Origin of the sequence: Rhizobium sp. BK529 (genome assembly GCF_014194105.1) — a bacterium.
GTDB lineage: Bacteria > Pseudomonadota > Alphaproteobacteria > Rhizobiales > Rhizobiaceae > Rhizobium.
In genome coordinates this window covers 415,116-437,716 of record NZ_JACIAU010000003.1, presented here as the reverse complement: position 1 = coordinate 437,716, position 22,601 = coordinate 415,116, and the positions used below count along the sequence as shown (strand labels likewise).

At 59.0% G+C, this 22,601-nt stretch carries 21 protein-coding genes; 10 read left to right on the top strand and 11 right to left on the bottom strand.

Annotated features, from left to right (window positions below; genetic code table 11):
- Nucleotides 1-4 precede the first annotated feature (4 nt).
- Nucleotides 5-739, top strand: a complete 735-nt coding sequence (locus tag FHX08_RS22035; protein WP_132656704.1) for a glutathione S-transferase family protein — start codon at nucleotides 5-7, stop codon at nucleotides 737-739.
- 141 nt (nucleotides 740-880) lie between these two features.
- Here the strand turns inward: FHX08_RS22035 and FHX08_RS22030 are convergent, their stop codons facing one another.
- The 3 genes from FHX08_RS22030 to FHX08_RS22020 all read right to left on the bottom strand — a co-directional run bounded on the left by FHX08_RS22030 (nucleotide 881) and on the right by FHX08_RS22020 (nucleotide 4,938).
- Nucleotides 881-1,888, bottom strand: a complete 1,008-nt coding sequence (locus FHX08_RS22030) for a DNA topoisomerase IB (protein WP_132656703.1) — start codon at nucleotides 1,886-1,888, stop codon at nucleotides 881-883.
- Between the two features lie 17 nt (nucleotides 1,889-1,905).
- Entirely contained in the window at nucleotides 1,906-4,062 is a 2,157-nt protein-coding gene (gene glgX, locus FHX08_RS22025) for a glycogen debranching protein GlgX (protein ID WP_132656851.1), read from the bottom strand.
- An 81-nt stretch (nucleotides 4,063-4,143) separates the two neighbouring features.
- Nucleotides 4,144-4,938, bottom strand: a complete 795-nt coding sequence (locus FHX08_RS22020) for an SDR family NAD(P)-dependent oxidoreductase (RefSeq protein ID WP_132656702.1) — start codon at nucleotides 4,936-4,938, stop codon at nucleotides 4,144-4,146.
- 205 nt (nucleotides 4,939-5,143) lie between these two features.
- Between FHX08_RS22020 and FHX08_RS22015 the strand changes: the two genes are divergently transcribed.
- Nucleotides 5,144-6,031 (top strand): amino acid ABC transporter substrate-binding protein, encoded by an 888-nt coding sequence (locus tag FHX08_RS22015; protein ID WP_132656701.1) that lies wholly within the window; start codon nucleotides 5,144-5,146, stop codon nucleotides 6,029-6,031.
- A 6-nt stretch (nucleotides 6,032-6,037) separates the two neighbouring features.
- Here FHX08_RS22015 and pcaF read toward each other — a convergent pair whose 3' ends face one another.
- The 8 genes from pcaF to FHX08_RS21975 form a co-directional block, all read right to left on the bottom strand.
- Nucleotides 6,038-7,240: a 3-oxoadipyl-CoA thiolase gene (pcaF, locus tag FHX08_RS22010; RefSeq protein ID WP_132656700.1), complete on the bottom strand. Its 1,203-nt coding sequence runs from the start codon at nucleotides 7,238-7,240 to the stop codon at nucleotides 6,038-6,040.
- A gap of 10 nt (nucleotides 7,241-7,250) precedes the next feature.
- A complete protein-coding gene (locus FHX08_RS22005; RefSeq protein WP_132656699.1) occupies nucleotides 7,251-7,940 on the bottom strand; it encodes a CoA transferase subunit B in 690 nt (229 codons plus the stop codon).
- Complete coding sequence (locus tag FHX08_RS22000; RefSeq protein ID WP_132656698.1) at nucleotides 7,937-8,644, bottom strand: 3-oxoacid CoA-transferase subunit A; 708 nt, start codon at nucleotides 8,642-8,644, stop codon at nucleotides 7,937-7,939. Before FHX08_RS22000 ends, FHX08_RS22005 begins: the two co-directional genes overlap by 4 nt.
- Before the next feature lie 153 nt (nucleotides 8,645-8,797).
- Nucleotides 8,798-9,619, bottom strand: coding sequence for a carbohydrate ABC transporter permease (locus tag FHX08_RS21995; RefSeq protein ID WP_132656697.1), 822 nt, complete (start codon nucleotides 9,617-9,619; stop codon nucleotides 8,798-8,800).
- A complete protein-coding gene (locus tag FHX08_RS21990; protein ID WP_132656696.1) occupies nucleotides 9,616-10,488 on the bottom strand; it encodes a carbohydrate ABC transporter permease in 873 nt (290 codons plus the stop codon). The genes FHX08_RS21995 and FHX08_RS21990 overlap by 4 nt, the downstream gene beginning before the upstream one ends.
- 55 nt (nucleotides 10,489-10,543) lie before the next feature.
- Entirely contained in the window at nucleotides 10,544-11,875 is a 1,332-nt protein-coding gene (locus FHX08_RS21985) for an ABC transporter substrate-binding protein (protein WP_132656695.1), read from the bottom strand.
- A gap of 50 nt (nucleotides 11,876-11,925) precedes the next feature.
- On the bottom strand, nucleotides 11,926-13,443 hold the full coding sequence (locus FHX08_RS21980) for a putative N-acetylmannosamine-6-phosphate 2-epimerase (protein WP_132656850.1): 1,518 nt from the start codon (nucleotides 13,441-13,443) through the stop codon (nucleotides 11,926-11,928).
- A 69-nt stretch (nucleotides 13,444-13,512) separates the two neighbouring features.
- Nucleotides 13,513-14,262, bottom strand: a complete 750-nt coding sequence (locus FHX08_RS21975; RefSeq protein ID WP_132656694.1) for a GntR family transcriptional regulator — start codon at nucleotides 14,260-14,262, stop codon at nucleotides 13,513-13,515.
- 188 nt (nucleotides 14,263-14,450) lie between these two features.
- On the opposite strand from FHX08_RS21975, the gene FHX08_RS21970 reads away from it, so the two are divergent.
- Genes FHX08_RS21970 through FHX08_RS21935 form a run of 8 tightly spaced genes read left to right on the top strand, consistent with a single transcriptional unit; the run spans nucleotide 14,451 to nucleotide 22,546 of the window.
- Nucleotides 14,451-15,194, top strand: coding sequence for a FadR/GntR family transcriptional regulator (locus tag FHX08_RS21970; RefSeq protein WP_132656693.1), 744 nt, complete (start codon nucleotides 14,451-14,453; stop codon nucleotides 15,192-15,194).
- A complete protein-coding gene (locus FHX08_RS21965; RefSeq protein WP_132656692.1) occupies nucleotides 15,178-16,776 on the top strand; it encodes an ABC transporter substrate-binding protein in 1,599 nt (532 codons plus the stop codon). Before FHX08_RS21970 ends, FHX08_RS21965 begins: the two co-directional genes overlap by 17 nt.
- Before the next feature lie 53 nt (nucleotides 16,777-16,829).
- Nucleotides 16,830-17,789, top strand: coding sequence for an ABC transporter permease (locus tag FHX08_RS21960; protein ID WP_132656691.1), 960 nt, complete (start codon nucleotides 16,830-16,832; stop codon nucleotides 17,787-17,789).
- A gap of 1 nt (nucleotide 17,790) precedes the next feature.
- Nucleotides 17,791-18,669: an ABC transporter permease gene (locus FHX08_RS21955; RefSeq protein ID WP_132656690.1), complete on the top strand. Its 879-nt coding sequence runs from the start codon at nucleotides 17,791-17,793 to the stop codon at nucleotides 18,667-18,669.
- Between the two features lie 19 nt (nucleotides 18,670-18,688).
- Nucleotides 18,689-19,606 (top strand): dihydrodipicolinate synthase family protein, encoded by a 918-nt coding sequence (locus FHX08_RS21950; protein ID WP_132656689.1) that lies wholly within the window; start codon nucleotides 18,689-18,691, stop codon nucleotides 19,604-19,606.
- Between the two features lie 8 nt (nucleotides 19,607-19,614).
- Nucleotides 19,615-20,631, top strand: coding sequence for an ABC transporter ATP-binding protein (locus FHX08_RS21945; protein ID WP_132656688.1), 1,017 nt, complete (start codon nucleotides 19,615-19,617; stop codon nucleotides 20,629-20,631).
- Entirely contained in the window at nucleotides 20,632-21,585 is a 954-nt protein-coding gene (locus tag FHX08_RS21940; protein WP_132656687.1) for an ABC transporter ATP-binding protein, read from the top strand.
- A 25-nt stretch (nucleotides 21,586-21,610) separates the two neighbouring features.
- On the top strand, nucleotides 21,611-22,546 hold the full coding sequence (locus FHX08_RS21935) for a dihydrodipicolinate synthase family protein (RefSeq protein ID WP_132656849.1): 936 nt from the start codon (nucleotides 21,611-21,613) through the stop codon (nucleotides 22,544-22,546).
- The last annotated feature ends 55 nt before the right edge of the window (nucleotides 22,547-22,601 follow it).

Below are 22,601 nucleotides of genomic sequence, written 5' to 3'. Positions count from 1 at the left end.
GCAAATGACTTACGAACTTTACTACTGGGACGGCATTCAGGGCCGTGGCGAATTCGTGCGGCTGGCGCTTGAGGAAGCGGGCGCTGATTATATTGACATCACCCGCCAGTCGGGCCACGGGCGTGGCACCGGCGCGATGTTCGCGATCCTGCAAAGCGACAGCGAAGCACATATCCCTTTTGCCCCGCCTTTCCTTAGGGATGGCGATCTTATTATCCCGCATGTCGCCAACATTCTTCTCTACCTCGGTCCGAAACTGGGACTGGCGCCCGGCGACGAAAGGCTGCGCTATGTCATCAATGGGTTGCAGCTGACGATCACCGATTTCGTGGCCGAGGTCCATGACACGCATCACCCCATCGCCACCTCGCTCTACTACGAGGACCAGAAGGAAGAGGCCAAAGCGCGCTCGGCCGATTTCATCAAGGAGCGTATCCCGAAATTCCTCGGCTATTTTGAGCGCGTGCTACGGCAGAATCCGGATGGTTCCAAACATATAACCGGCGATACGCTGACTTACGTGGATCTGTCGCTTTTCCAGATCGTCGAAGGACTGCTTTATGCATTTCCGAAGGCGATGAGCAATTACCGCAACAAGTATCCGCTGCTTGCCGCCCTGCATGACAGCGTCGCGCAGCGCCCCAATATAGCCAGCTATCTAAGGTCGGACCGCCGCCTACCCTTCAATACCGACGGGATTTTCCGCCACTATCCGGAACTCGACATCGATATGTCGTGAGCGGCATCTCCATTTTCGGGAGCGATGGGCGGCTCCATCCGGTTTGCCGCGATCTCAAATCGGAAATATCGAAGAGATCGGGAAGCCCTGCCGCCTGTCTTCTTGAACCCGAAACTCGCAGTCCCCGGTCGCGGGTTCTTTTTACTCGGGAATGATGTGGTGCATCAGGAAATCCAGCATGCGGTTCTCATCCGCCCGAAGCCCGCGCAGGGGTTCGATACCGGCCTCCTGCAGCGTCTCATCTTTGGCCGAAAGTGCAATGATTGCCGGGTGGATATAACTGGAGCGCGCGATCGCCGGCGTATTGTGCAGGACCTCGGCCGCAGCTTCTGACATCTCTTTGACAGTCGGCCGTCGCCCCTCTGAGATGGCACCGCGTGCTGCGCCGAAAGCGGCAAGCGAACCCGCCCACGTGCGGAAGGTCTTGGCTGAAATGGCAATGCCGGAGATTTCTGCAAGATAGGCATTCAATCGACCAGAATCGATCGGCTTCAATGTTCCGGTCTCGTCCTTCCAGACGAAGAGCTGCCTGCCCGGCAGGTCGGCGATTTCTTCCAGTATCTTTTGCAGACGCGGATGCTTGAGGCTGCGCTGTACGCGCTTGCCGCCTTTGGCGCGAAATTTCAGCTCGATGCGGCCGTCGACGATCTTCAGATGGCGCTTCAGCAGCGTCGTTGCACCATAGGTGTCGTTTTCCTTCACATAGGCCTGATTGCCGACGCGCAAATGCGCCTCGTCGAGAAGTATCGTCAGCGCCGCAAGTACACCGTTGATATCCTCAGCACCAGTATCGAGATGGCGCAGGACCGTGCGGCGGATCTTCGGCAAGGCGTTGCCGAATTCGATAAGCTGGTAAAACTTTCCGGCGCTGCGAAAGGCCTGCCAGTCCTTGTGATAGCGGTATTGTTTGCGGCCGCGGGCATCAAAGCCGGTCGCCTGAAGATGACCGTTTTCGTAGATGCAGATCCACACATTTTCGTAGGCCGGCGGCAGGCCGAGCGCACGGATGCGTGCCCGTTGCATTTCGTCGGCCAGTGTTTTCCCGTCTGGCAATGTATAGCTGAAGCCCTTGCCCTTTCGTCGTCTGCGGATACCCGGTTCGGTATCGCTGACATAGATCAGACCAAGCTCGGTGACGTCGGCATTCATTGCGGACTATCGACCTATCACTTGCCTCGCCGCCCGAAATGGAACCACCTGCGGCGTTCGGCCTTGCTTGCACCTTTTGGCGGCTTGGTCTGCCCCTTCGGCGCAAACGCGGCGATGCTTTGAGTATAAACCATCACGGGACTTTCTTGCTCATGGAGCTTGAAGGCGTCCTCCTCCGCGCCGGTATCCAGGACACGCGCCCATTGCTTCAGTCCATTGACCTCAGGCAAGTGCACCTCGCAATCTCCACCCGCATTGAAGACCAGATAGAGATCATCCATTTCTTCGCTATCGGGAGAATACGCGCTCTTCGACAGATAGACGCCAAGCACTCGAAGCTCGTCGTCGTTCCACGCACCCTCGTCCATGAAATTGCCGTCCGGCTTGTACCAGGCGATTTCGATACGTCCATCCTCAGTGCTGTCGCCTGTCAGAAAACGCTCCTGCCTGAGCACCGGATGCGCCTTGCGGAACGCGACGACCTTGCGGCAGAAATCGAGGAATGGATCATCGAGACCATCCCATTTCGTCCAGCCGATCTCGTTGTCCTGGCAGTAAGCATTGTTGTTGCCACCCTGGCCATTACCGACCTCATCGCCCGCAAGGATCATCGGGACGCCCTGCGATAACATCAGGGTCGCCATCATGTTGCGGCGCCGCCGCGCCCGCAGCCTGTTGATGTCCTCGTTATCGGTCGCGCCTTCGGCACCCATATTGTCGGAGTGATTGTCCGAATGGCCGTCCCTGTTATCCTCGCCATTTGCCTCATTGTGCTTGTCGTTGAAGGAAACTGTGTCCATCAGCGTGAAGCCGTCATGAGCCGATAGCAGATTGACCGATGATGTCGCACCACGATCCGAATGGTTGAACTGGACCGCCGAGCCAGTGATACGCTGCGCAATTTCCGACACCATGCCGCCATCGCCCTTCCAGAAGCGGCGCACATCGTCGCGGAACTTATCGTTCCATTCGCGGAAGGGAGGCGGGAACCCGCCAACCTGATAACCACCCGCGCCGACATCCCAGGGTTCTGCGATCAGTTTGACGCCGGCAAGGATCGGGTCCTGGCGGATGGCGCCGAAGAATAGACCCTGCCGGTCGAATTCCAGATCCTGGCGACCGAGTGTGCTGGCGAGGTCGAAACGGAAGCCGTCAATATGCATCACGCCAACCCAGTAACGCAGGCTGTCCAGCACCATGCGCATGACCATGGGATTGGCGACATTGAGCGTATTGCCGGTGCCTGTCGTATCGAACGTATGGCGCGGATCATCGGGCGAGAGGATGTAATAGCTTGCGTTGTCGAGCCCGCGAAAGGACAGCGTCGGTCCCTTCTCGCTGCCTTCAGCCGTATGGTTGTAGACGACGTCCATAATGACTTCGATGCCAGCGGCATGGAACTTTTTCACCATGGTCTTGATCTCGGTGATCCTGTCGCCCGAAAGATAACGGGCCTGCGGCGCAAAAAATCCGAGTGTCTGGTAACCCCAATAATTCGTCAGCTTCTTCTCTTCCAGATACCGGTCATTGGGGAAAAACTGGATCGGCAACAGCTCGATCGCCGATATGCCGAGCTTCACGAGATGGTCGATGATCGGATCGCTGCACATGCCGAGAAAGGTGCCACGCAGCCTGTCGGGCACTTTGGGGTGCAGCATTGTCAGTCCGCGGACGTGCGCCTCATAGATAATCGTCTCCGGCCATGGCCGCCGTATTGCTTCTTGACCCGCCCAGTCGAAATCCGGATCCTGAACGACGGCCTTGACCATGTAAGGCGCGCTGTCGCGCTCGTCGAAGGAAAGATCGTCCTTGCCGATCTCATATCCATACAGCGCATTGTCCCATTTGAGATCACCGATCACTTGCTTGGCATATGGATCAAGCAGCAGCTTGTTGGGATTGAAACGATGGCCGTTCTTCGGGTCGTAAGGGCCGAGGGCGCGGTAGCCATAGACCGTGCCCGGACCGAGGCCGGCTATGTAGCCCGACCAGATGTCGCCCTCACGCTTCGGCAGCGGCAGCCGAGCGATCTCCTTCTTGCCATCTGGGGAAAACAGGCAGAGTTCCACCTGTTCTGCATGAGCGGAGAAAACCGCGAAATGCGTGCCCGAACCGGTATATTCCGCCCCCAGCTCCGGTTTTAAGAAGTCGAGTTCGGAAAAGGAAAAGCTCATGACGCCCCGCTTGATGAATGTCCAAGCGGGAAACGTCATTCCAATACGAAAGTTCCGTAAATTCCGATCTTTCGGCCCTGATCAGGGCATCAGCTGGCCGCCATTGACCTCGATGATCTGGCCGGTGATGTAGCCTGACAGCGTCGGAGAGGCGAGGAAGAGATAGGCGCCGACGCAATCTTCCGAAGTGCCGACGAAGCCCATCGGGATCGATTTGCGCTGCATCTCCATCTGCTCGTCATTGGTATAACGCTCATGGAAAGGGGTGGCGATGACACCGGGCGCGACCGCATTGACGCGGATTTTATCGGCGACGAATTCCTTGGCATGCCCATGGGTAATCGTCGAGACGAAGCCCTTTGACGCCGCATAGAGAATGGCGCCATTGCCGCCGCCATTGCGCGCAGCGATCGACGTCGTGTTGATAATGAAGCCGCCCTGTTTCTTCAGCCAGGGATGAGCAGCACGCGTGGCTGCCAGCACCGAGCGGGCATTCAGGTTCATGACCTTCTCATAATGCTCATCGGTATATTCCGAGGTCGGCTTGCGGCCGAGCATGCCGCCGGCATTGTTGATGAGGCCATCGAGATGACCGAAGGTCTTCGCCGTCTCTTCAACGACGCGTTCCGTTTCGCCTTCCCGCGACACGTCGCCCTGCACCAGATGCACCGTGCCGCCGGCTGCCTTGATCTCATCAGCCAGTTGTTCGGCCGGTTCGCGGCTTGAATTGTAGTGAACGCCAACCTTGGCGCCCTGTGCGGCGAAGGCGCGTGCAACGGCAGCGCCGATACCGGTGGAAGCGCCGGTAATCAGCACCGCTTTGCCAGCGAGGTCCGGAATTTTAATGGATGCAAGCAATTGAGCAAGATTTGCCATGGCGACGATAGCCTCCCGAAAAACCAAGGACATAGGTGATAAAATGATATGCACCAGTCTTAACAGGGGAAACCACGAAAGGGCAATGCACGAAAGAGTAAGATGCGGGCACCTGCGGCAACAGGAGCCGCCGTTGACAAATGACCGGCAGGCCATAGTCTCCGGTTCGGATCATTACGAGGCAATCGCTGTTTGAGGGGAAAAGATGCTGAACCGTGCGCGACGGCTGCTTTTTCTGGGCCTTGCTCTTGCCTTTCCCGCCTTTGCGCCCGCGATGGCGCAGACGCTAGACACCATAAAACAGAGCAAGACAATCCGCATCGGCTATATTACCGATGAGAAGCCCTTCTCCTTCAAGAAGGCCGATGGCAGCCCCGCGGGCTATACGATCGATCTCTGCCGTCGTATCGCCGACGAGGTTGGCCACAATGTTTCCGGCCTCAAGAAAGAATATGTCGAAACGACGCTGGCAGACGGTTTTGGCGCGGTGGAGAATGGAAAGGTCGACCTGCTTTGCGGTGCGACCACGATCAATCTCGAGCGGCGCGAAAGCGTCGATTTCTCCCAGCCGGTTTTCCTGACCGGTGCAAGCGCACTGCTTCGCAGGGACTCGCCGGATTATCTGCAGGTTCTCTTTCTCGACAAGCAACCAGTCAGCGCCGTCGACCTGAAATCGCCTGCCCAGAGTTCGATTGGGGTGCGCGCCGGCACGACGACGGGTGCGACGCTGCGCGATGCGATCGGACCAGATGTGCCGCAGACGCGCATCGTCGATTTCGCCACCCACGAGGACGGGTTGAAGGCGCTGGAAGACCGCAGGATCGATGCCTACTTCGCCGACCGCGCCCTTCTCATCGGCCTTGCCGATCGGGCAAACAATCGGTCGGCGCTGGAGCTTGGCAGCCGGCTTTTCACCCACGAACCCTATGGCATTGCGGTGCGGCGCGACGATTCCACCTTCCGGCTGCTTGTCGACCGCACCCTGACCGATTTCTACACATCGAACGATTTCCCGAAACTGCTCAAAACCTATTTCGGTGCCGAGGCACCAGCCCTTCGCAGCGAGATCATGATGCAGTCGATCCCGGAATAGCCCGCCTCAGACCCTTTCGAGCGCCACGGCAATGCCTTGGCCGACGCCAATGCACATGGTCGAGAGCGAATAGCGGCCGCCGATTTCACTGAGCTCCAGAGCGGCCGTCCCGGTGATCCGGGCGCCCGACATGCCGAGCGGATGGCCGAGCGCGATGGCGCCGCCATTGCGGTTTACGCGCTGATCATCATCGGCAATGCCGAGTTCTCGCAGCACTGCGAGCCCCTGGCTGGCGAAGGCCTCGTTGAGCTCGATCACATCGAACTGTTCCTGCTTCAAGCCAAGCCGCGCCATGAGCTTGCGCGACGCCGGTACTGGGCCAATGCCCATGACGCGCGGCGGAACCGCGCCAGCGGCACCGCCAAGAATACGAGCGATCGGTGTCAGGCCATATTTCTTCGCCGCCGCTTCCGAAGCGATGATGAGGGCAGCCGCTCCGTCATTGACGCCGGAGGCATTACCGGCCGTCACCGTGCCGCCCTGGCGGAAAGGCGTCGGCAGCTTACCAAGCGCTTCCATGCTGGTTGCGCGTGGATGCTCGTCCTTCTCGACCACAACAGGATCGCCCTTGCGCTGCGGAATGGTCACCGAGATGATTTCCTTCGCGAGCCTGCCGCTTGCCTGAGAGGCAGCCGCCTTGGCCTGCGAGCGCACGGCAAACGCGTCCTGATCCTCACGGCTGACATTGTAATCCTCGGCAACATTCTCGCCAGTTTCCGGCATGGAATCGACACCATACTGTTTCTTCATCAGCGGATTGACGAAGCGCCAGCCGATGGTCGTGTCGTGAATTTCAGCCGCGCGCGAAAAGGCCGTATCGGCCTTCGGCAAAACGAAGGGTGCACGCGACATGCTTTCCACGCCGCCCGCAACCATCAGTTCGGCTTCGCCTGACCGAATGGCACGCGCCGCGGTCATGACGGCATCCATACCCGAGCCGCAGAGCCGGTTGATCGTCGTGCCTGGAACGGAGACTGGCAGACCGGCGAGCAACAGCGACATACGCGCGACGTTTCTATTATCCTCGCCTGCCTGGTTGGCGCAGCCGAAGATGACGTCGTCGACGGCTTCCCAATCGACGGACGCATTCTTCGTCATCAGTGCCTTCAGCGGGATGGCGCCAAGATCATCGGCGCGGACCGAGGATAGCGAGCCGCCGTAGCGGCCGATTGGCGTGCGGATATAATCACAAATGAAGGCTTCGGTCATGGACTTGTCCTCAGAGTTCGGGAACGACGAGGTCAGCAACCGCCCCCTCGATATGCAGCGGCGCGCCGGTCATGGCCTGCAGTTCCTCGACCGACATGGCGGCAAGCTTTTCGCGCAAAACGAAGCGTCCTTCCCTGATGTCGATGACGGCATGGCTCGTGTAGATGCGGGTGATGCAGCCTACCCCTGTCAGCGGGAAAGTGCATTTTTCCACTAGCTTGGGTTCGCCGTTCTTGGTCACATGCTCGGTGATGACGCAGACCTGCTTGGCACCGTGCACGAGATCCATGGCGCCGCCAACGGCAGGTACGCCCTTGGCGCCGACACGCCAGTTGGCGAGATCGCCGTTCTGGGCGACCTGATAGGCGCCGAGGATCGCGACATCGAGATGACCCCCGCGTACCATGGCGAAGCTGTCCGCATGATGGAAGAAGGCCGCACCCGGCTTCAGCGTCACCGCTCTCTTGCCGGCATTGATGAGATCCCAGTCCTCCTCGCCGGATGGAGGCGCCTCGCCGAAATTGAGGATACCGTTTTCTGTGTGGAAGATCGCCTGCCGGCCCGGCGGCTGATATCGGGCGACCATTTCCGGAAAACCGATACCGAGGTTCACATAGGCGCCATCGGCAATATCCTGTGCCGCGCGCCAGGCGATCTGGGCATTGGAGAGCTTGATGTCTTCTCTGGCGTCGACGGTCATACGTAGGCCACCCCGGCTCGAATGAGCTCTTCTTCCTGTTGCGGATTGGCGATCTCGACCACACGATCGACGAAGATACCCGGTGTCACGACCTGCTCTGGATCGATGCCGCCGGCCGGAACAATGGTAGAGACCTGGGCGATGGTCCTGGCCGCTGCCATGCACATCAGCGGGTTAAAATTGCGGCCGGCCTTGTTATAAGTGAGGTTGCCGTGGACATCACCGACATTCGCCTTGACGATCGCAAAATCCGCCTTCAGCCACCGTTCCTGCACGTAATGCCGGCCGTCGAACTCGGTGATGACCTTGCCTTCTGCAAGCTCGGTACCGTAACCGGTCGGTGTATAAAACGCCGGAATACCAGCACCGCCGGCGCGGATGCGTTCTGCAAGCGTGCCCTGCGGCACGAGTTCCAGCTCGATCTCGCCAGCCAGATATTTGTCGGTAAAGGCACGCGGATCGGATGAGCGCGGAAAGGAGCAGATCATCTTCCTAACCATGCCGGCATCGATCATCGCGGCGATGCCGATGCGGCCGTTGCCGGCATTGTTGTTGATGACCGTGAGGTTCTTCGGCCCCTTGTCGATCAAGGCGTGAATGAGCTCGATCGGCGCGCCCGAACCGCCGAAGCCACCAATCATCACCGTAGCTCCATCACCGATTTCGGAGACCGCGTCTGCCGCGCTCCTGATTGTCTTGTCCATGCTGGATCTCTCCTTGCCGGATGAGGCCTCGTCATGCCTCCCATCTGCAAGGCATAGATCGAGAGCCCTCCAAACGGCAAGCACTTTGTGCGATATATGATATTTGTTCATATATCGCACAAATTCCAGGCGTCCGCCTTTTTGTCGTCCTGCCTAACCTTTGATCGCCCCCGCCGTCATCGAGCCCGAAATTTGTCGATACATCAGCAAACCGAGGAAGATGGGCGGCAGAGCGCCAAGGATCATGACCGCAGACGCTGTGCCCCATTGAACGCCGCCGCCGCTTGCCGCAAAGAAGAACGATGCACCGACCGTCATCGGAACTGCCTTGTTCGTCGTCAGCATCAACCCGAAGAGGAACTCGTTCCAGGCGGTGATGAAGCCGAAGATGAAGGTCGTCACCAGCGCTGGCCGCACGACCGGCCGGATAACGCTGATCATTATCTGCAACGAACTCGCCCCGTCTACCCTCGCCGCCTCGTCGAGTTCCAGCGGAACGTCGGATATCGCGTTGACAAGGATGACGAGCGCCAACGGCGTGTTGACGATGGTCAGGATCAGGCCGAGACCAAGTCGAGTGTCGAGCAGGCCGAGAAACTGGTACATCATGTAGAGCGGGATCGCAAAAATGATGAGTGGAACGGCCCGTAGATTGATGACGACAGGCAGCAGCGTGTGTTTGCCGACCTCGCTCCTTGCGATCGCATAGGCTGCTGGAAAGGCAAGCAAGATCGCAAGCCCAGTGCCGATCAGCGAGGCGACGGTACTGTTCCAGAGATAGGAATAGATGTTGAAGCGATCAGTCTGCGTCAACACGCGAAGGTAATTTTCAAAAGTCGGCTGGTTGATCCACAGACCGGGATTGGTCGAAAGCTCGCGCGCGCTTTTGAACGAGGTCATGAGCGTGACGACAACCGGAAAATTCATTGCCAGAGCGGCAACGGCAAAGATGAGCCAGCGCAGCGTGTTCATCATGGCTCATGCCTCCTGCGGCCGGCGAGCCAGTTGAGACCATAAAGGACGACCAGCGACGTGAGAAAGAGGACGACGGAGGCCGCCACTGCCTTGCCGATCGCGCCCTCCTTGAAGAACGCCTGATAGATATAGATCGACAAGGATGTCGTGGAGCCGCCCGCACCACTGCCGGTCAGCGCATAGACATTGTCGAAGACGCGAAAACCGTCGATAAAACGGATGAAGAAGGCGATCACCAGTGTCGGCAGCATCAATGGAAGCTCGATAAACCAGAGAATCTTCATAGCCGACGCTCCGTCGAGTGCGGCGGCTTCCCGCACGTCGATCGGCACTGCGACATAGGCCATGTAGAAGAGCAAAAAAGCAAATGGCGTCCATTGCAGCGTTTCCACAACGATCAGCGTCCAGAATGCATGTGAAACATCGAGAAAGGCCGGGCTGTCGCCGAACCAGGCGAAGAGATAATAGGGCACGGGCCCGGCAAATTCGTGAAGCACCAGACGATACATGAGGCCGATCATCGCCGGCGCGACCATCAACGGCAGCATAAGCGGCGCCATCAATGCCGATCGCTTCGTTAAGAGCGGCGCCAGGAAGATCGCCAGAAACAATCCGAGCAGGCATTCGATAAGTGCCGTCAGGATGCCGAAACGCAAAGAAAAGAACGTTGCGCGCCAGAAATCACGATCGGCAAGCACGGCAAGGTAATTGCCGAAGCCGCTCAGTGTCGGACTTCGCAAGGTCTGGAAGTCGACGGTCGAGACTGAATAGATGAGGTTGATAACTGCGGGAAAACCGAGAAACAGCAGCAGGAATCCCACGAGCGGCGTGAGATAGGCTCTTCCCTCGACACGTTTTATGATCGCCATTTCAATCCGCCGGATGGGCCGGACGCCGCGCGGTAGGCGAGGCGTCCGGTGGGTCTCACTTCTTCAGGAGGTCCTGCATTCCGGCTTTGGTATGAGCCAATGCATCTTCAAGGTTTTGCTGACCTGACCAGTAGCCGGTGAATTCTTTCGCCTGCAACTCATAGACGGAGAGTGCATTCGCCGAGGTCGCACCGTTCATCACATAACCGTATTTGCTGGCAAATTCCCCGAGCTTGACCAGATCCGGACGTTCCTTGGCGACTTTTGCCACAACGTCAGGCGTGAGGGCTGGCGAACCTCCCTTTCGGGCATAGAGCAAAGCGGCATCCTCGGTCGCCAGCCATTTCAGGAATTTGACGGCGCCATCCTTATTCTTGGCGTTCTTGTTCAGACCGAGGCCAAGGCCATGGATATGGTCAGCGCGACCTTCCGGCCCGGCCGGCGGCGCTACGATACCGGTGACATCAGCAACGGCGGGATTTTTCTCGGCGCTGGTGAGATCTGCGGCAGCGGCGTTCCATTGAAGTGCTGTCGCCGCCTGCCCGGAACCGAAAGCAGCATTTGTCTCTGCATATTCGTAGCTCAGCGAATCTTTGGGCGAAGCACCGGCGTCGTAGAGTTTTTTGTAGAGTTCGAGGCCGGTCTTGTAGGCGTTGGAATCGACTGTGATATTGCCCTCCTCATCGGTCCAGTTTCCACCGTAGGAGCGCGGCAAGGACTGAAACACCATCATGTTGAAGAGCAGGTTCTTCATCTGCAGGACGGTGCCGTAACGCACAGGGCTCTCGGAATTCACCTGCTTGGAGAAATAAAGAGCAGTCGCCGCCCAGTCATCCCAAGTCCAGCTGTCCGGATCCTTCGGCTGCAGTTCCTTGTTCAGATATTGCTTGGCGATCTCCGCGTATTTTTTCTTAGCCGCATCATCCTTCATCAGCGCATCGATCAGATCCTTGCGGTAATACATGAAGTGCAGCGACAGGTCCGTCGGCACTCCGTACTGCTTGCCGTCGAACTGCATGGTCTTCAGCACGGATTCGCCAAACGTCTTCGCTGCGCCCTCGCCGAGATCGACAGGTTCCATGTAGGGTGCGTAGCGACCGATCGAGTAGGTGGCGACGAGATTGATGTCAAACGCGGTCGAGCCCGCTGCCATGTCGGCCTGCAGCTTGTCGAAGAAGCCCTCTCGGTTGAAGAACAAAAGCTCGACCTTGTCGGCGTCGCTGATGCCGGGTGTCTTATTATATTCTTCCACGGTTGCGCGGAGCGCCGTTTCTTCCGAGCCGCCCGGCCAGCCGAGAACGGTGACCGTCGCATTCGAGGTTCCCGGCAGAGCAACGCTTGCGAGAAGCACGGCAAGCGCCGATAGGCTTGTTCTGTTCAATGTCATCGTAGTTCCCTCTTTTTTGTTAGCTTCGGATCGATGTTTTCTGGAATTCATCAGTCACGCTGAACTGCAAGGCTCGCCACGCCAATGATACCGGCACGGCTACCGAGCCTGGCGGGCACGAGATTGGGTGTGAGCCTGGGATCGACACCCGCAAAGAAATGACGCATGCGGTCGAGATAGCCTGCTGCAAGGCCGATACCGCCGCCAATGACGATTTGCTTCGGATCGAGCATCATCTGGATGTCGCGGCAGAGCGTAGCCGCACGAAACGCCGATTGCGAGACGATCTCGGCAGCCCAGGCCTCGCCTCTGGTGGCATGGTCGAAAACCTCGGCTGCGGTTCCCGGATATCCTGCTTTTGAGGCCTCGGCGGCGATCCAGCGGCCGGACGTCTGATCTTCGAGCGGCGATTGGCCTGCCGACGGGCCGCGGATCAGCCCGAAATGGCCGGCGAGCCCAGTAAGAGCCCGACCATTGACGATAATGCCGCCGCCGATGCCGGTCGAAATGGTGAGGAATACCAGATCGCCACCATTGCCGGCTCCAAACCGATACTCTCCCCAAGCGGCCGCCTGTGCATCGTTGATTGCAAAGGCCGGCTTGCCGAAAACCTCCCTTGCCTTGTCGACCAACGGGTACCGGTCGGGAATGCCAAGCGTTGCCGGATTGAGCGCCGACCAGCATCCATCCTGAATGAAGCCGGTAACGGCGATGCCGACATGGGAGTAGCGATCCGCCCACGGCTGAGTAGAATCTGCAATGCCGGCAAGCCATGCATTCGGACCTGATTCCCGTGCTGTCGGCACGGTCATTTCGTCCAGCACTTCGCTGCCTCTGATCAGCGCTGCCATCGTTTTCGTGCCGCCGATATCAATCGCAAGGACCGTCTGCAGGCTGTTGGCGTCGTAAGCTGCCGCGACGGCATCGCGGAACCAGGCCGTCACATGTTCGGTGCGGGTAATCGCCGAGCCCACCACCACGGCGAAAGCTCCGGCTTCGGCGGCACTTGCTGCCTGCTCGGGCGTGCGGATGCGACCCTCTGCAATGACATAGGGTGTGAGTGCGCGCATTGCGGCGACCAGATCGATATCCGGATCGACGGGCTCCGGCCCGCCGACATAACCGGAAAGGGTCGTGCCGACGAAATCGACCCCGGCCGCCAAAGCGTTACGCGCGTCTTCGAGGCTCGAGCAGTCTGCCATCGTCAACTTGCCTCGTGCCTTCACCGCCGTCACCAAGGCTTCGACTGCCGCCGGCCGTACGCGATCCGTAGCGTCGAAGGCGACAATGTCGGCACCGGCATCAGCGAGCGCTTCGGCATCGGCAACGAATGGCGTGATCCGCACAGGACTGTCCTCGAGGTCCCGCTTGACGATGCCGATGATCGGCACGGTCACGGCGGGACGTACGGCTTTTACGTAGTTGACGGATTCGATCCGTAGCGCCTTCGCACCAGCATCGACGGCGGCCCTTGCAAACCCAATGACGAATTCGGCCGTGTCCGTCGGCCCGCCGGGTACCGGCTGGCAGGAAACGATAAGACTTTTTTTGATGTCGTCGCGCTGCAATCGTGACACTCCATTTCCGGCATCACGATAATTGGAAAGTACCAGATTACAACCAGTTTATAACTGGTATCATCGCGTCAGCTCGAATACGAAGTCGTAAACGTCGCCCTTGTAGCGGCTTTCGCAATATTCGACGATCTGCCCATCGCCAAGAAAACAGCGGCGCTCTGTCATCAGCAGCGGCGCCCCGGCTTCGCAATGGAGATACTGCGCATCCTCGGCGGAGGCTGCTCGCGAGCGCATGCGCTGAACGGCGCGCTGCGGGAGAAAACCGCGGGCTTCCAGCGCCTGATAAAGAGAGTCGCCCACCAGATTTGCCGAAGGGATAAAGCGAACCGGGACGGTTGATGTCTCGACCGCGATCGGCACGCCATCGGCCGTACGGATGCGCTTCATGCGCAGGATATTGCTGTTCCCGGCGACCCCGAGCGCCATCATCTCCGTGGGGGAAGGTCGGCTTATCTGCTTGGAAAGCCATATACATCCTGGCGTTAGGCCACGCGCGAGGATATCCTCCGAGAAACTGGTGAGCGTCGAAAGCGACTTTTCGACCCTGGATCCGACTTCCGTTTTAAAACCGTGGCGGCGATTGAGAAGACCCTCTTCCTCAAGCAGTGCCAGTGCCTTGCGTATCGTTACCCTCGAAAGCGACAGCGTCTCGGCAAGCACCCGCTCTCCCGGCAATACGGCACCTGCCTTGAGGGTGTTTGAGCGGATCGCAGTTTCAATCGCCGACTTCAGGCGCTTGTAGAGCGGCAGCTGGGATACCGGTGCCTCCAATTCCTTTCTGATCACCTCGATCAGTTCGTCCGTAGCCATGGGTTTCCAATGCCTTTAAATTTTTTCTGTGAAATCCATCTGGATCTATACTGGTATTAAAGTGATAGGGCAATCGCCTGACCGGCGAGCGCTTATCAACAAGAGCCGAAACCTGCCCATTTGACAGATATCCTACAAGTGGATATGTAGCTCTTCATCTTATCGGCGAGGCGAAGAGAAGATCGGACATGGTTTTGAAATCGATGAAGCCGCTGACACGCGCACCGCTGCTGCATGTATCCGTGCAAGAAAGTCTGCGCGCTTACATCCATGATAACGGTCTGGCGCCGGGGACGCTGCTGCCGGCCGAAGGAGAGCTTGCCACGCAGCTCGGCGTCAGCCGCAATTCGCTGCGCGAAGGCATCAAGGCGCTGGAATCCCTCGGTGTACTGGAGACACGGCGCGGTGTCGGCATTTTCGTGAAGGCTTTCTCCTTCGAGCCACTCCTCGACAATCTGGCCTACGGACTTGGCGGGGCGTTGCGGCAGATCGAAGAAGTGATCGAAATCCGCCGCACGCTTGAAGTGGGATTGATCGGCAAGACGATCGAGATGATCGGCGAGGAAGACATCGCCGAGCTGCGCGCGACCGTCAATCGTATGCGCGCCCATGCGGAGCGCGGTGAAACTTTCGCCGAAGACGATCAGCTGTTTCATCGGCTGTTGTTTCGCTGCCAGCATAATGAAACGCTTGTCCGACTGATCGATGTCTTCTGGCTCGCTTTCTACAAGGCGTCGGATTTCGTGAACCTCGAAAACGTCGATCCAATGGCGACTTGGCGGGATCACGCGGCGATTGTCGATGCAATCGAGGCGAAGGATCTGGAGGAAGCGCGCAGGCGCATGGATCGTCACTATGAGGGCATTGCCCGAGTCATCGCCAATAACAAGACAAGTTCAAACGTGGGAGGAACACATGAAAAGACTGTCTAGATTATCCGTAGCCGCGCTCGGCGTCATGCTCTCGACCGTTGCCGTTCCGGCAGTCGTGGCATCCGGTATCGCAACCCAGGCGCAAGCCGCCACCCTATCCGGCGGTTTCGACGTCGGTCCCGGTGGTTTCCAGGGCAATTTCAATCCGCTTGCCGCGACCTCCGGCTTCACCTGGCTCAGCATTTATTACGAACCGCTGATTACCTATGACGAGAAGCTGCAGAACGTCGTTGGCGCACTGGCAAGCTCCTATGAGGTCAGCCCGGACCAGAAGACCTACACGTTCAAGCTTGCGGACGCCAAATGGCACGACGGCAAGCCGTTCACCGCCAAGGACGCAAAGTTCACTATGGGCCTCGCGATGGATGCCAAAACCGGCTCGGTGCTCGCCGCACGCCTGAAAGCCATATCGTCTGTCGAAGCGCCTGATGACCGCACTCTCGTCATCAAGCTCAGCGAACCGAGCGGCAGTCTGCTCGATGCGATGACGAAAGTGATGATGCTGCCGGAGCATGCGCTCTCCTCGATACCTGCCGACCAACTGGCGAAGAGCACGTGGTGGTCCACCACTCCGATCGGTACCGGTCCGTTCAAGTTCACCAAATATGTCTCGGATCAGTATGTCGAACTTGCCGCCAATACCGACTACCGCGGAGGCAAGCCCGCACTGGAACGCGTCATCAATCGCTATTTCGCCAATCCTGCTGCCGCGATTGCAGCGCTGAGGTCCGGCGAGATTCAGTTTACATATGTCGATTCCAACGACGTGCCGACCTTCAAGGACAACAAGGACTTCAGGGTCATCGAAGGTGACTCCTTTGTAGTCAACTATCTTGGCTTTAATCACGATTCTCCGATCTGGAAGGATGTGCGCGTCCGCAAAGCGGTGATGTACGCAATCAATCGCGATGCCATCATCAAGAGCCTCTACGGCGGCGCAGCCAAGCCGGCCAACTGCGCTTACGTTGCCGAACAGCTGATACCGCAGGGTATCGACACCTATGCTTACGATCCTGAGAAGGCCAAGCAATTGCTGACCGAAGCGGGCTGGGATCAGATCAACGGCGCCAAACCGATCACGCTTCTGACCTATTACACCACGCCGCTGGCGACCAATGTGCTTGCCGCAGTCCAGGCCATGCTTGCCCAGGTCGGCATCAATATTGTCCCTCGGGCTGTCGATACCCCGACCTATAACAGCATCGTGCTGAACCCCAAGCCGGATATCGCCCAGTTCCAGATGGTCTATGCCGGGCTGCAGAACGGGCCGGATGCTGGAAGCATCAATGTCGGTCTTAATGAGAAGCAAATTCCGCCGGCTGGACCGAACGTGGCGAGAGTTCGCATGCCTGAACTCACCAAAGCGCTCGATACTGCGATTGCAGAGCCGGACAGCGCCAAGCGGAATGCCGCCTATCAGGACGTCTGCAAGGTGATGAACAGCAACCTCCCCTGGGCCACGCTCTGGGTCGCAAATCGCTATGGCGTCGTCTCCACCAAGGTGAAGGATTTCGTCTGGACGCCGGCGCCGGGCGGCGGCCCCTACCAGGCCGACCCGCAGAAATGGTCGATCGCCGAATAGGCATTCCGCGAAGCTAAGGGGTGGCTTCGGCCACCCCGACAGACGGATTTACTATGCTCCGATACAGTCTCAGACGTCTGATGATAGGAATAGGTATGCTCGTTGCGTTGAGCATGCTGATCTTCCTGATGCTGCGCCTGGCGCCAGGCGATCCGATCGATGCCTATATCGATCCGAACATACCAATGTCGCCGGCCGACCTCGCCGATCTGCGCAGACGCCTCGGCCTCGATCAGCCACTGCCCATCCAGTATCTTGGCTGGCTGCAGCAGGCGTTGATGGGCAACCTCGGTTATTCGATCAAACGTGTCGACCAGCCTGTTCTGGGTCTGGTTCTGTCGCGCATTGGTCCCACTGTGCTATTGATGGGCACGTCATTGGCCTTCGCTATCGTTGCCGGCATCGCCTTTGGAGTGATCAGCGCGGTCCGCCGTAATTCTATCGCCGATCTGTCCCTGTCGGTCGTCGCGCTTGCCGGCATTTCGAGCCCGGCATTTCTTAGCGCTCTGATCGGCCTCTATGTTTTCTCGGTTCGCCTGCACTGGATGCCTTCGGGAGGCATGCTGACTCCGGGCGAGGAATTTTCAGTGGGCGATCTCCTTCACCACCTGATCCTGCCCGCCGCACTTCTGTCCGTTGCGCAAGGCGCGTTGATCATGCGTTATATGCGCGCTTCGCTGCTCGAAGTCCTGAACCAGGATTACGTTCGCACGGCTCGTGCCAAGGGTGTCCCCAGGTTCTGGGTGATCACCAAACATGCATTGCGCAATGCGCTCCTCCCGATCGTGACGCTGGTCGGCTCGACCATCGGCCTTGCGATCGGCGGCGCCATCTTCATCGAAAGCGTCTTCAACTGGCCGGGAATGGGCCTTCTATTGGTCGATGCCGTGCAGACCCGCGACTACCCGGTCATCATGGGGGCAACGCTCGTCATCGGCGCTTGCGTCATCGTCGTCAATCTACTGACCGACATCACTTATGCGGTCGTCGATCCGCGCATCAAGGTGGGCTGACATGTTGGCACGCTCTCCTCAACATCGCAGCCCGGGGCCACTGGCCCGCGCCTTCGAACGCTTTCTGCACAATCACGCCGCCGTCGCCGGCGTCTGCATCGCTGTCCCCTTGCTGCTGCTGATCCTCTCCTATCCGCTGTGGTGGACTTTCCAGCCGAACGACATCGATCTTCTGGCGATGAACAGCGGCCCGACGGTGACGCACTGGTTTGGAACCGACGGTGTCGGCCGTGATGTGTTTGCGCGGGTGCTGGAAGGCGGCCGGATTTCACTGCTGGTTGCCGTTGCATCAACAGCACTCTCTGCTGTGATCGGCTTTCTCTTCGGGGCTATCTCCGCGCTGGCAGGACGCTGGGCCGATGCGGCTTCCATGCGCTTCGTCGATCTGGTCATGACCCTGCCGCCCGTCATCTTTCTGCTTGTGCTTGCTTCGATTGCAGGGACCGGCATCTGGCCGACAGTGCTGGTCATCTCGCTGCTCTCGTGGCCGCTGCTCGCACGCATGGTCCGCTCCCGACTGCTGGAATTGCGCGAGCGCGATTTCGTCATGGCCGCACGCGGCATGGGCGCCGGCATCGGCCATCTGCTCTTCCGCCATGGCCTGCCGAACTCCATCGATATCCTCGTCGTCTATGCCACGCTGCAGATCGCCAATGCCATTCTGCTCGAAGCGGGCCTGTCCTTCCTCGGTCTCGGCATTGCACCGCCGGCGGCAAGCTGGGGCAACATGCTGAATGCAGCCCGCTCGACGGCGGTGCTCGAGCAATATCCGTGGCAATGGCTCTTCCCCGGCGCTGCGCTGATCCTTGCCGTACTCGCAATCAACTTCATTGGCGATGGCCTCCGAGATGCCTTCGACCCCCGTGCCGAACTGAACTGATAATCGAAAGAAAGAGAAAATGACCAAATTCAAGGGTGTTGTTCCCCCCGTCGTCACGCCACTCAATCCGGATCTCACCGTCGACTATCCCTCTTATACACGGGTGCTGGAACACCTGATCGATGCCGGCTGCCATGGCGTTTTCGTGCTGGGTTCGACAAGCGAAGTCATCTTCCATGACGAAAAGACGCGGCGGGAAATCATCGAGCATTCCGCCAAGGTGGTGAACGGGCGCGTGCCGTTGATCGTCGGCGTCATCGATCCGACCACAGATCGTGTCATCGCCCATTCGAAGGTTGCAAAGGCCGCCGGTGCCGATGCGGTGGTCGTCACCGCACCCTTCTATACGGTAACCAGCCAGTCCGAGATCCTCGATCATTTCCGCTATATTCGCGACGCCGTGGATGTTCCCCTGGTCGCCTACGACATTCCCGTCTGCGTGCACGTCAAGCTACAGCGGCAGACAGTGGTCACGCTCGCCAAGGAAGGCACAATCATCGGCCTCAAGGATTCCAGCGGTGATGACGGCAACTTCCGCTACGCACTCCTCGACCTTGCCGAACACAAGGACGTCTTCTTGATGACCGGTTCCGAGATCGTCGTCGATAATGCCCTTCTGATGGGTGCGCATGGCGTGGTGCCCGGTATCGCCAACGTCGATCCGCACGGATATGTCCGCCTTTGGGATGCCGCCCAGCGTGGTGACTGGGCCGCTGCGAAGAAAGAGCAGGAACGGCTTTGCCGCCTCTTCGAAATCGTTTGGGTCGCGCAGGGCCGTGTGAGTGGTGGCGCATCCGGTATTGGCGCGTTCAAAGCGGCCATGCGCAGCCTTGGCATCATCGATTCTGCCCTCATGCCGCGACCACGCGCCGCTCTGAACGATGCCGAAACCGCACGGATCGACGAGATCCTGCGCGCAACCGGCCTGCTGAACTGAGAGGGCTGATGGAACAGACCGCCGAACCCGTACTCGACATCAAGGGACTGCGAACGGTCTTCCGCGTCCGCGGCAGCGAGATCACGGCGGTCAACGATATCGACCTGACGGTCGCCGCCGGCGAGACGCTTGCGCTCGTCGGCGAATCCGGCTCCGGAAAATCGGTTACGAGCCTGTCGGTTATGCGATTGCTGAGCCACAATATCGGTGTAATCGCCGCCGGCAGCATCCGTCTGACGACGCGGTCCGGCACGGTCCAGGATCTTGTTTCCCTTGACGAGGAGAGCATGCGCAGGATCAGGGGCGACGATATCGGCATGGTATTCCAGGAGCCGATGTCGAGCCTCAATCCCGTTTTCACGATCGGCGACCAGATTGCCGAACCGATCCGCATTCACCGCGGTGCCAATCGCAAGGCCGCAATGGATGCCGCCGTCACGCTGCTTGAAAGCGTCGGCATACCGGACGCCAGACGCCGCGCCGGTCAATATCCGCACGAGCTCTCTGGCGGCATGCGACAACGCGCGACGATCGCCATGGCGCTGGCCTGCGATCCCGCGCTGTTGATTGCCGACGAGCCAACGACGGCGCTCGACGTAACGATCCAGGCGCAGATCCTCGATCTGCTTCTCAAGCTGCAGCGCGAGCGCGGCATGGCTATGCTCTTCGTCACCCACAATCTCGGCGTGGTTGCCGAAATCGCCCATCGCGTCGCGGTCATGTATGCGGGAAGGATCGTCGAAGAAGGACCGGTCGGCGAGGTTTTTCGCAATCCGAAGCATCCTTATACGATGGGCCTGCTCGCTTCCATGCCGCGCCTTGGAGACGCGTCACGGATGAAACAGGCAGGAGAAAAGCTCGCGGCCATTCCCGGCATGGTTCCGAGCCTGATGAATATGCCAAGCGGCTGTGCTTTTTCCCCGCGCTGCAAATTTGCGATCGATGCCTGTCGCGCCGCCGTTCCCGCGCTTGAAGAGATCAATTCGCAGCATCGCAGCCGCTGCATCAGATGGCAGGAGATCTAGATGAGCGAACCGCTGCTCTCCGTCCGCGACCTTTCGAAACACTATACGGCCCGCGGTGCGCGGCTGAATATCCTGCAAGGCATCTCCTTCGATATCGGCAAGGGTGAAGTCGTCGGGCTTGTCGGCGAATCCGGTAGCGGAAAGACCACGATCGGACGCACCGTCCTTCGGCTGGTCGAACCTTCATCGGGCAGCGTCCGCTTCGACGGGAGGGAACTGACCGCCCTTTCCGCCTCGGCGCTCAGGCGGCAACGGCCGCGCATGCAGTATATTTTTCAAGATCCCTTCGCGAGCCTGTCACCGCGTATGACGATCGGCGAAATCCTCACGGAGGGTTTGAAGATTCAGGGGATCGGATCGGCACGCGACAGGCTTGAACGAGCCCAAGCCGCCCTGACCCAGGTCGAGTTGCCAGCCGATGCGATCAATCGCTACGCCCATGAATTTTCGGGCGGACAGCGCCAGCGCATTGGTATCGCCCGCGCCCTGACCCTCTCGCCCGAATTCATCGTCGCCGATGAGCCCGTTTCCGCCCTCGACGTTTCGATCCAGGCGCAGGTAATCAACCTTTTGCGCGAATTGCAGCAACGGCTCGGCCTTACCATGCTGTTTATCTCGCATGACCTCGCCGTCGTCGAATATATCTGCGACCGGGTCATCGTGCTCTATCTCGGCCGCATCATGGAGATCGCACCGAGCGCAGACCTTTATGCGAGGCCGCAGCATCCCTATACGCGCGCCCTGCTCTCCGCCATTCCGTCACCCGATCCGGATGCCCGGCGCGACCGGCAGATCCTGAAAGGCGATATTCCGAGTCCAGCCAATCCACCCAGCGGCTGTGTCTTTCGCACACGCTGTCCGAGTGCGCTCGATGCCTGCGCTGGTGCGGTTCCTCAATTGCGGGAGGTCGCGCCCGGCCGGTTCAAGGCCTGTATCCGCGACGATCTCGATTAAACTGAAACCTCATGGAAAAAGACAGATGAACCCGACGAAGCGGCATCCACTCATCGGCGGCAACTGGGCGAGCCTGCTGCTGCCGATTGCGGCCGACGATAGCATCGAATTCGGCAAGCTCGGCGAGGAAATCGACATCCTTATCGACGCCAAAGTCGATGGCATTTATTCGAACGGGACCGCCGGTGAATTCCACAATCAGACCGAGGAGGAGTTCGACAGGATACAAACGTTGCTGGCCGAGCGCTGCAGCGCATCCTCGATGCCGTTTGTGATTGGCGCCTGCCAGCCGGACCCGCTGATCATGCTCAACCGAGTCCGCCGAGCCAGCGCATTCGATCCCGCAGCCATTCAGGTGATATTGCCCGATTGGTGGCCGCTAACCGATGCCGAAGCGATCGATTTCCTGAATCGTGCTGCGGAAACGGCCGACGGCATCCCGCTCATTCTTTACAATCCGCCGCATGCAAAACGCGTTCTGACGCCCAAAGAGCTGGGCGCGGTCTGCGCGTCGGTGCCTGGTGTAATCGGCATCAAGCTCGCCGACGGCGACAGCTCCTGGTATACAGAGGCTCGTCGTTATCTTTCAGGCAGGTCTCTTTTCGTTCCCGGCCATCATCTCGCAACCGGCATGAAAGAGAGTGTGGCGGCAGGCTCATTTTCCAATGTAGCGTGCCTTAGCCCCCGCGGCGCGCAAAAGTGGACGGCATCGATGCGGAGTAATCTCGATGCCGCACTCGATCTCGAGCGCCGGATCTGCGCATTCATGGACAATCATATTGTCCCCTTCCGCCAAAACATGGGTTTTTCGAACGCTGCGCTCGACAAATTGCTGAGCGCAATCGGCAATTGGGGACCGGTAGGGACTCGTCTGCGGTTCCCTTACCGATCGATCGATGCTTCGGAAGCCGTGAGGTTGCGAAGCCTCGCAATGTCTGAGCTTCCCGATTTATTTCACTGAGCACAATTTGAGGAGTGTTGGAGGTCGTCCGGACTGGGCGAGCCATGAACGAGCA